The following is an 8,707-nucleotide window of genomic DNA, read 5'->3' on the forward strand; positions in this document are numbered from 1 at the left end:
AAACGCGACAGGCCGCCGCCCCAGGTGCCTGCCCATACCTGTCCCTGGCGGTCGACTTCCATCGATACCACGTAATTGGGGTTGTAAGCCACGCTGACGCCTTGCAGGCCCATTTCCTTTTTCTGCTGGGCGTGGTGCGAAGATGCTTTGCCTGGGTCGCTGGTGTAGGCGATGGCATCCTTCACTTTCTCGTAGTCCGCGCCCAGGCCTCTGGCGTGGTTCCAGTTTTCCCATTTGTTGCTGGCGAAGCGTGCGATGCCGCCTTCGGTGGCAAGCCATATGTCGCCGTTTCTGCCTTCGGACAAGCCATATACCCAATCGTTGGGCAAGCCGCCCTTGGTGTTCTCGACGGTATATAAATCCCATTTGCTGCGGTCATCCAGTGCGCCGCCGCGTATGCGGTTGGCGCCGGACCAGGTGGCGATCCAGATGTCGCCATTCTTCGCTTCGACCATGTCGTAGACGAAGGCATCGCCCAGGCCTTCGGGGATGTTGTAGGATTTCAGGGGCTTGCCGGCCTCGTCCAACATCGTGAGTCCGCCGCCGTAAGTGCCGACGGCAATGTTGCCCTTGATCCTGCCGACGAAAAACACGCCATTGGAAAGCAGGCCATTGCGTGCGTCGAACAGCTTGAAGGTGTCGTTTTGCGTGTCGTAACGGATCAGGCCGCCGGAGGTGCCTATCCACATCACCTTGCCGTCGGCATAGATGGATTTGACGTTCTTGTCGCCGACACGGAAATGGGTAAATTTTCGCGTGGGGTCGACGGTGACCTTGCCTTCATGCGTGGATTGGGCTGCCGGCGCCGCAGCAGGTGCGGCATGGGCCGGCATGGGCGGGTCTGCAGGCAAGGCGTTTTTCTTGCCTACCGAATAGGCTCCCGCCACCAGCCCCGCGACGACGATGACGGAAACCGCTACTGTCTTGTGTCCAACTTGCATGTTTTTCCTCGTAATTTGATTCGCTGAACGGCTGCTGCTATTTGGTTTTACCTATGCGCGCGACCCCGCGCTTGGTGCCTACCCATACAATGCCGTCCGGGGCTATTGCGAGGGCGTAGACGTTGTTGTCGAGCAAGCCTTCCTTGGTGCCGAATTGGCGCCAGGTTTTGCCGTCGTAGCGCGATACGCCGTTGTCCGTGCCGAACCAGAAAACGCCGTTGGAATCACGCATCATCGAATACACGACGTTTCCGGCGAGGCCGTCGCGCGTGGTGAAACTGGTCCAGGCGGTACCGTCATAGCGCGATACGCCACCGCCCCAGGTGCCGGCCCAGATGGTGCCATCCGGAGCCGCGATCAGCGAAAAGACATAATTCGGGTTGTAGCTCGGCAAACCCGCGACTTGTGTGGTGAGGTTATGGCGCGAGCGCGTGCCGAGGCCGGTATTGGGGCTGGCCGGCAGGTTGTTCGGGTTTGGGCCGCCCAAGCCGTCCTTGTGTGTCCACGACTTCCAGGTCTTGCCGTCGAACATTGACACGCCGCCCTCGGTGCCGAACCATACGCGGCCCTGCGCATCCACGTCGATGCCGTAGACCCATTCGTTGATGAGTTCCTTGACGTAAGTCGTGAATTTTTTGGTCTTGATGTCGAAGCGGTTGGCCCCTGCCCAAGTACCTATCCACAGGTCGCCGCGCTTGTCATTGGCGAAGGCATAAATCCAGTAGTCCGCAAGGCCGTGCATCGGGAAATAAGTCTTCCATTGACCGTCCTTGTAACGCGAAGCACCACCGGCATCGGTGCCGAACCATTTATAGCCCTTGCTGTCGATGCCCACGGCAAATACATACTCGTTCGCGAGTCCGCTCTGGCGCGTGAAAGTGTTGCGCGGCTGGGTGGTCTTGATGTCGATCTCATGCACGCCCGCAGAGGTGCCTACCCACATGGTATTGGTCGATTTTTCCACAGTCAGTGCCCGCACATAAACGTCCGGCCCTACCTCGAAGGTGTCGATCACATGTTCGTTCCCACCTGCGGCGGGAAGGGGCGCAGCTGCCAGCACATTGACCGAGAAAACGAGCGCGGTGACGGCGAGATTGAGTTTTGCAGGCATTAACGGATAATCCTCAGGTAAGCCACCACATCGTACATTTCCTTCTCGACAATGATGCCGAGGAATGGGGGATGCGTTTGAGAGCCGGTTTTGATGAAGTTGACCAGGGTGAAGTCGGCCTGCTGCAGGCGCTCGCCCCGCGCGAAACTAGGCGCCTGGGGTATTACGCTTTGGCCGTCGCTGCCGTGGCAGCCCGCACAGTTGGCCACATACAGGCGCTTGCCGTTAATCACGTCCATGGCAGAAGCTGCTGCGGGCAACCATAGACATGCAAAAACGGTCGGCAGCAGTACGCGTCGCACCAAAGAAAAAGATAAATTCCGCATGGTCGAACTCCGATTCACTTTTTAGCGGGCTTGGGCTCGCTGTTTTTTTGCTCCCGCACCTTGCTGATTCTGGCATTCAGGCTTTCCACCATCGCTGGATCGACCGCGAGCCCGTACTGGCCGGTGCGATAAGCGGTGGAGAGATTGATCAGCGCCGGTAGATAATCAAATTCCGCAGCACGTTTGATCCAAGCCAAGGCTTCGGGCCCGTGACGCGCGGCTTCGTCGAACTCCAAGCCGCCGCTGATATAGGATTGCGCCAACATTGCGATGGCGTTTTTGTTGCCCTGGCTGGCTGATTTCATCACCCACTTGCGAGCCTCGACGAAGCTCTGCGGAACGCCTTCACCGATCGCATACATCGAACCCAGGCCGAACTCGCCGTCGGAATTTCCCTGCTCCGCGGATTTTCGATAGTAGGCGGCGGCTTCCTCGTTGAATTCGGCGCCGTTAAGAATGTAGGCGAGCAACGCCTGGGCGGCCGCATGCCCGCCATCTGCGGCGTGCCTTAGCGGCGCCATCGCATCCGCGATATTCCCCGAATTGAAGGCCTTGTAACCGGTTTCATAGTCTTCGGCAGGGCCTGCAAAAAGCAATGATGACCAGCACAGAAGCGCTGCCGGCCATAACATGCGGCTCGATTTATTCATCATTTGTCTTCATGCCAATCCGGGACTGTAATCAGCCCCTGCTGTCATCCGTGGTCGGTGTTTACCAAATCTGATAATTCTTCCAGTTTCCGATACAGGCTGGAAAGCCCGATTCCCAGTCTTTGCGCCGCATCCTTGCGGTCGCCGCCGGCGTCACTTAACGCTTTGGCGATTAATGAAGCCTCGACTTGGCGCATCTGGTCTCGTAACCCTCCCTCTTGAGCAACAACCGTGCCAATGGAGCTCGGGCTGGTGCTGTGGCGCGTGACTTCCGGCGGCAGGTCGGCCAGGGTGATACAGCCGCCGTCGGCGAGAATGTTCGCGCGATTGACGACGTTTTCCAGCTGCCGGATATTGCCGGGCCAGTGATAGGATTGCAGGATATCATGAGCATCCGCGTCGAGCTTCATGGCCTCCCCGGCCCATGTGCCCCCGGCGCTGTGCAGGAGATGCTGTATCAGGCCGTTGATGTCGCTGCCGCGCTCGCGTAGCGGCGGCATGCGGATATGGAACATGCTCAGGCGGAAATAGAGGTCTTCACGGAATTTTCCTTCCTTCACCATCTCTTCCGGATTGCGGTTGGTCGCCGCGATGATCCGGGTGTCTACGCTGCGCGTCTGCTCGCTGCCCAGCGGACGCACTTGCTTGTCTTCGATCACATGCAGCAGCTTGGTCTGCAGATGCATCGGCATTTCACCGATTTCGTCGAGGAACAACGTGCCCCGATCGGCCTGGGAAAACAGGCCCTTGCGCGCCTTGTCCGCCCCGGTGAAAGCGCCTTTGGTGTGGCCGAAAAATTCGCTTTCGAGCAGATTTTCGGGAATGGCGCCGCAATTCACCGGAATGAAAGGGAAGGCGGCGCGCGGGCTTTGCTCATGGAGGGCACGGGCAGCGATGCCTTTGCCGGTGCCGCTCTCGCCGGTGATCAGGATGGTACTGTTGGTACCGGCTACCTTGCTGATCAGGCGGTCTACTTCCTGCATCGCCGGCGATGTGAATTTGTACAGGCTGCGGTCGCCGGCAACCAGCCGGCGCAGGGCTTTGTTTTCTTCGCGCAGGCCGCGCATGACTTCGACCTGGGCCAGCCGGTGCAGGATGTCTTCTTCGTTGATCGGCTTGACGATGTAGTCGGTGGCACCCGCTCTCAGCGCTTCCACCGCGGTTTCCATCGAGGCGAATGCGGTCACCATGATGAATTGCGTATCGATCCCCGACCCAGACGTCCTGAACTTGTGGACCAACTCGATACCGTCGCCGTCGGGCATGCGGATGTCGCACAGGGCGACGTCCACATCGCCCTTGGACAGTTTGTCGGAGGCGTCTTTTACGCCTGCGGCGACGTCGACCGAATAACCGGTGCGTGCTATCAGGGTCGAAAGGATCTGCCGGTTGGCGGCTTCGTCATCGACTACCAGTACGTGCATATTTGTTCTCCTCGATGTGGTCGATGTCTGGGGTGGTTGCGGGAAGCTTGATCGTGACCGTGGTGCCGGCGCCAAGTTCGGAGGCAATCGCGATACTGCCGCCGGCTGCTTCAATTAATGATTTCGATACGGCCAGTCCGATCCCGGTTCCTTTTCCGGGGGGCTTGGTGGTGAAGAATTCCTCAAATACCCGGGTGAGGATGGCGGGCTCCATTCCGGGACCGTTGTCGGCTACGGTAATGACTACGCCGCACTCGTCGCGATGCGACGAAAGTACGACGCGCGGCCTGGGTTCGGCCCTGCCGTCCGAAGCGTCGGCGGCGTTGATCAGCAGGTTCATCAGTACTTGGGTGATATGGTCGCCCACGGCGTATACCGCGGGCAGCTGAGGATCCAGCGCAAGCACCAGGTCGATGGAGCGGAAACGGCGGTCGAAACTGACGAACTTGGCCGTGCTGCTGATCAGGTTATTCAAATCCAGCAATTTGGCTTCTGCCGATTGGGGCGCGGAAAACTCGAATATCTGGCGCGTGATTTCCATCACCCGGCGGGCTTGCACCTGCAAGGCTTCCGGCTGACAGACGCCTTGTCCTCCGTTGCACTGATTGGACGCTTTCAGGTCGGACATGCCCTGCGACAGTCCGACAATGGCGGAAAGCGGATTGTTGATTTCATGCGCCACAGCCGCGGCGAGCGAACCGACGGCGGCCATTTTTTCCTTGTGAAATTGCTGCTGACGGCTGAGTTCCACCTGTATTTCGCGCTGGCGCAATTCCAGCTGCATGCGGTTGATGCCCTCCATCAGCGAACCGAGTTCGTCATTCCGGGTAACCGCCAGTGGCTCACCGCGGTAACCTTCGACGATTTGCAAGGCGCGGTCCTGCACGCGCCGGATATCCCAGGCCAGTCGGGTGATGAATATCATGACCAGGCTGCCCAGGGTGACGACGCCGAAAATAGCGAACAGCGTCCATTCCAGCGAAAGGCGTTGGAATGTGCGGTTGTACTGTGTCATCCAGAACGACTCGGCTTTCCTGTGCATCGCGCTGATGTCGCTCAGATCGATAATCAGCTGGTGCAGGTTGTTGCGCACGTCGATGATGACGACAAGCGAGGGGTGACTGTCCAGGTCGGTGAGGTTTTTTTGCAACGCGGCGATGTCGTTGGCTATGCTCGAGTGTGAGGCGACCAATCCGTTCAGCCCGGCCAATATCGCATCGATCTCGATCGCGATGCGGCGCGCTGCGGCCGAAGTGTCTTTATTGCCATGGTTTTCATTCACAATCAGGACAGCCCTGGCAACCGACATATACAGGCTGAACTGGGTTTCTTCGGCAATATGTACTGCCTGGATTTGCGCGGTATCGTTACTGAGTTCGCTGCGTTCCTTGTCGATGATGAAGCTGGTGAAGATGATGAAGATGATGAAAAGCGCCAGCATCCAGATGCCCTTTGTGCGCAAAGACATGCCGTTGCCACGCGCAGGCGTTGCGGCGGCTGCGGTAGCATCTCGATCCCGGTCGCCGTTCAAATTGCCGGAGGCGGTTGTTTGGTCTTTGATGACCATTTTCAAATCCAAATATCCTTAATTAGCCATGTCATGGAAATGGTTTTATGGGATTCGGCCGATGCTGCCTTGCTTAAGCTGCTACGGTTCCCCATTTGAAAGGATACCTCAAACGCAGCTCTCAATTCCAATGGTTTGCATATATAAGCCGCAAATATTTGATAATAATTATCGGGTTATTTATTTAAAAATATGCCATGCTAAATAAGAGCCGTCGGTTGCTTTTGATGGATTTCCAGATAAAATTCGACCGGGGCATCGTGCTCCGGAAATCATCCAATGATCATTCTTGAAAGCAGTTTCTGCAGGTTTTTCGCTACCCCGATGTCAGCAGCATCCAGTCTTGCAGCCGGATCATGCTAGCTGCACATGATCTGGCATGCGAACGCGGTGGGCGCGCTCTGTTCCGCAACCTCAATTTCACGCTTGAGCGTGGCGTGTTGCTGCATATCAAAGGCGCGAATGGCAGCGGCAAGACATCGTTGCTGCGCATGCTCTGCGGTTTGACGCCGCCGGCTTCCGGAAGGATTACCTGGGACGACGAAGACATTCGGGGGCTGCGCGAGAATTACGCTGCGCAGATCACTTATATCGGCCACCATCCGGCGGTCAAGGATGAGCTGAGCGCATTGGAAAATCTACGGGTGGCACAGGCTCTGGCCGGGCAGCCGGTAACCGTTGCGCAAGCCCAGGCTGCGCTGGCAGCCGTGGGGTTGCAAGGGCGTGCGAACTTGCCGCTACGCGTGTTGTCTCAGGGGCAGCGTCGGCGGGTGGCGCTGGCGCGTCTGTGGCTGAGTCATGCCGTATTGTGGATTCTGGATGAGCCTTTCAATGCGCTGGACGTTGAAGCTGCGGCACTGCTGGAGAGGCATATAGAAACGCACCTCGGCGCGGGCGGAATGGTGGTGCTGACTACCCATCAACAGCCTGGCATCGCATCCCAACGCATGCACATCGTGCAGTTGGCCGCATGAACGGCCAGTCGATATGGCTGAGCTTGTTGCGGCGCGATCTGCTGCTGGCGGCAAGGCGCAGCGCGGATGTGGCCTCGGTCATTTTCTTTTTCGTGATCGCCGCCAGCCTGTTCCCGCTGGGAGTGGGGGCGGAACCTGCGATGCTGCGCGCGGTCGCGCCCGGGGTGCTGTGGGTAGCAGCATTACTGTCGACGATGCTGTCGCTGGGCCGTCTGTTCGCGGCGGATCATCTTGACGGCACTTTGGAACAAATGTTGCTTTCTCCTCAACCGTTAATCATGACCATCATCGCCAAGACGCTCGCCCACTGGCTAATATCAGGGCTGCCGCTGGTGGTGCTGGCGCCGGTGCTGGGTTTGCAGTTCGACCTGTCGGGCAGGGAAATTCTGGTGCTCACCGTTTCCCTGCTGCTGGGTACGCCGGTGCTGAGCCTGATCGGATCGATAGGCGCGGCGCTGACGCTGGGGGTGCGTGGCGGCGGCGTGCTGGTGGCGTTGCTGGTGCTTCCGCTGTATATCCCGGTGCTGATTTTTGGCGCTGGAGCAGTGACGGCGAGCGCCGCCGGATTAGGTGCGCAAGCCGGGCTATCGCTGGTGGGCGCGATGCTTGCGGTTTCGGCGGTTTTCGCGCCTTATGCCGCAGCGGCTGCATTACGTATCGCATTGGAATGAGAGCCTATTCAGTAGGAAACGAAAGATGCGTTTGAACACAAAGGGGATGGAGGCAAGGTGCAACGCGCAGCCAATGGTCGTTCCATTGGCAAGCGGTGCCACGCCGCAGACGCTCTTTTGTGTTCAAACCCTCCGGGCCGGCCATGCATTGCGCGCATGGCGTTGTTACTCGCCGCTTGTTTGGATGACCAAACCGCGCGGCTCTTGCCTGGCCCTGCGCGCAATGCATGGCCGGCGCACATTCGTTTCCTACTGAATAGGCTCTCTGATGAGCAAAATCAACTGGTTCAAATACTCTTCGCCGCCGGCGTTTTTCCCATTGGCGGGCAGGATGATCCCCTGGTTTTCAGCCGCCGCGGTACTATTGATCGCTGCCGGCCTGTATATCAGTTTTTTCGTTGCGCCCACCGATTTCCAGCAGGGCGAGGCCTATCGCATCATTTTCCTCCACGTTCCCGCGGCATGGATGTCGATGTTCATTTATGTTCTCATGGCTGGGTATTCTGCCCTGAGCCTGGGGTTTAATGCCCGCCTGTCGGCGATGATGGCTTCCGCCCTGGCGCCTACCGGAGCGCTGTTCACTTTTCTGGCGCTGCTGACGGGGTCGCTGTGGGGCAAGCCGATGTGGGGTGCATGGTGGGTATGGGACGCGCGGCTGACGTCCGAGCTGATCCTGCTGTTTTTGTACATTGGCTATATCTCGCTGCAGTCGGCCATCGACGACCGGCGCCGCGCCGACCGCACCAGCGCGGTGTTTGCGCTGGTGGGCGTGATCAACGTGCCCATCATTTATTTTTCGGTCAGATGGTGGAACACGTTGCATCAGGGCGCTACGATCAGCATGACCAAGGCGCCGGCGATGGCGCATACCATGCTGCTCGGCATGCTGGTGATGGCGGTCGGCTTCTGGATGTATACCATCGCCGTGGTGCTGATGCGGGTGCGCTGCGTGATTCTGGAGCGTGAGCGCGAAGCCGGCTGGGTGCAGGATATGAGAGGGATGGAATAATGCATTGGGAAAGTCTGCAGGCTTTTGTTCAAAT

The 8,707-nt window shown here is 58.4% G+C and carries 9 protein-coding genes; 3 read left to right on the plus strand and 6 right to left on the minus strand.

What is annotated here, in order from left to right; genetic code table 11:
- The 6 genes from VGK14_RS14050 to VGK14_RS14075 form a co-directional block, all read right to left on the minus strand.
- The coding region (locus VGK14_RS14050) for a ligand-binding sensor domain-containing protein (RefSeq protein WP_331509723.1) at window positions 1–941 on the minus strand (941 nt) is incomplete at its 3' end.
- A gap of 37 nt (window positions 942–978) precedes the next feature.
- Complete coding sequence (locus VGK14_RS14055) at window positions 979–2,052, minus strand: ligand-binding sensor domain-containing protein (RefSeq protein ID WP_331509724.1); 1,074 nt, start codon at window positions 2,050–2,052, stop codon at window positions 979–981.
- Window positions 2,052–2,291 (minus strand): cytochrome c, encoded by a 240-nt coding sequence (locus tag VGK14_RS14060; protein WP_331509725.1) that lies wholly within the window; start codon window positions 2,289–2,291, stop codon window positions 2,052–2,054. The genes VGK14_RS14055 and VGK14_RS14060 overlap by 1 nt, the downstream gene beginning before the upstream one ends.
- A 101-nt stretch (window positions 2,292–2,392) precedes the next feature.
- A complete protein-coding gene (locus VGK14_RS14065; RefSeq protein ID WP_331509726.1) occupies window positions 2,393–2,974 on the minus strand; it encodes a tetratricopeptide repeat protein in 582 nt (193 codons plus the stop codon).
- A 98-nt stretch (window positions 2,975–3,072) separates the two neighbouring features.
- Window positions 3,073–4,452, minus strand: coding sequence for a sigma-54 dependent transcriptional regulator (locus tag VGK14_RS14070; RefSeq protein WP_331509727.1), 1,380 nt, complete (start codon window positions 4,450–4,452; stop codon window positions 3,073–3,075).
- Window positions 4,430–5,920, minus strand: coding sequence for a sensor histidine kinase (locus VGK14_RS14075; protein ID WP_331509728.1), 1,491 nt, complete (start codon window positions 5,918–5,920; stop codon window positions 4,430–4,432). Before VGK14_RS14075 ends, VGK14_RS14070 begins: the two co-directional genes overlap by 23 nt.
- A 455-nt stretch (window positions 5,921–6,375) precedes the next feature.
- On the opposite strand from VGK14_RS14075, the gene ccmA reads away from it, so the two are divergent.
- From ccmA to VGK14_RS14090, 3 genes are all read left to right on the plus strand, one after another.
- A complete protein-coding gene (gene ccmA, locus VGK14_RS14080) occupies window positions 6,376–6,993 on the plus strand; it encodes a cytochrome c biogenesis heme-transporting ATPase CcmA (RefSeq protein WP_331509729.1) in 618 nt (205 codons plus the stop codon).
- Window positions 6,990–7,664 (plus strand): heme exporter protein CcmB, encoded by a 675-nt coding sequence (gene ccmB / locus VGK14_RS14085; RefSeq protein WP_331509730.1) that lies wholly within the window; start codon window positions 6,990–6,992, stop codon window positions 7,662–7,664. Before ccmA ends, ccmB begins: the two co-directional genes overlap by 4 nt.
- A gap of 268 nt (window positions 7,665–7,932) precedes the next feature.
- Window positions 7,933–8,673: a heme ABC transporter permease gene (locus tag VGK14_RS14090; protein WP_331509731.1), complete on the plus strand. Its 741-nt coding sequence runs from the start codon at window positions 7,933–7,935 to the stop codon at window positions 8,671–8,673.
- Window positions 8,674–8,707 lie beyond the last annotated feature (34 nt).

The sequence above is a fragment of the Novimethylophilus sp. genome, from assembly GCF_036504375.1.
GTDB lineage: Bacteria > Pseudomonadota > Gammaproteobacteria > Burkholderiales > Methylophilaceae > Novimethylophilus.

Bases quoted from the DNA above. Each gene is read 5' to 3' on its own strand.
- VGK14_RS14070 (WP_331509727.1), bottom strand. From the start codon at position 4,452: ATGCACGTACTGGTAGTCGATGACGAAGCCGCCAACCGGCAGATCCTT.
- ccmA (WP_331509729.1), top strand. From the start codon at position 6,376: ATGCTAGCTGCACATGATCTGGCATGCGAACGCGGTGGGCGCGCTCTG.
- VGK14_RS14090 (WP_331509731.1), top strand. From the start codon at position 7,933: ATGAGCAAAATCAACTGGTTCAAATACTCTTCGCCGCCGGCGTTTTTC.
- VGK14_RS14060 (WP_331509725.1), bottom strand. From the start codon at position 2,291: ATGGACGTGATTAACGGCAAGCGCCTGTATGTGGCCAACTGTGCGGGC.
- VGK14_RS14075 (WP_331509728.1), bottom strand. From the start codon at position 5,920: ATGTCTTTGCGCACAAAGGGCATCTGGATGCTGGCGCTTTTCATCATC.
- ccmB (WP_331509730.1), top strand. From the start codon at position 6,990: ATGAACGGCCAGTCGATATGGCTGAGCTTGTTGCGGCGCGATCTGCTG.
- VGK14_RS14055 (WP_331509724.1), bottom strand. From the start codon at position 2,052: ATGCCTGCAAAACTCAATCTCGCCGTCACCGCGCTCGTTTTCTCGGTC.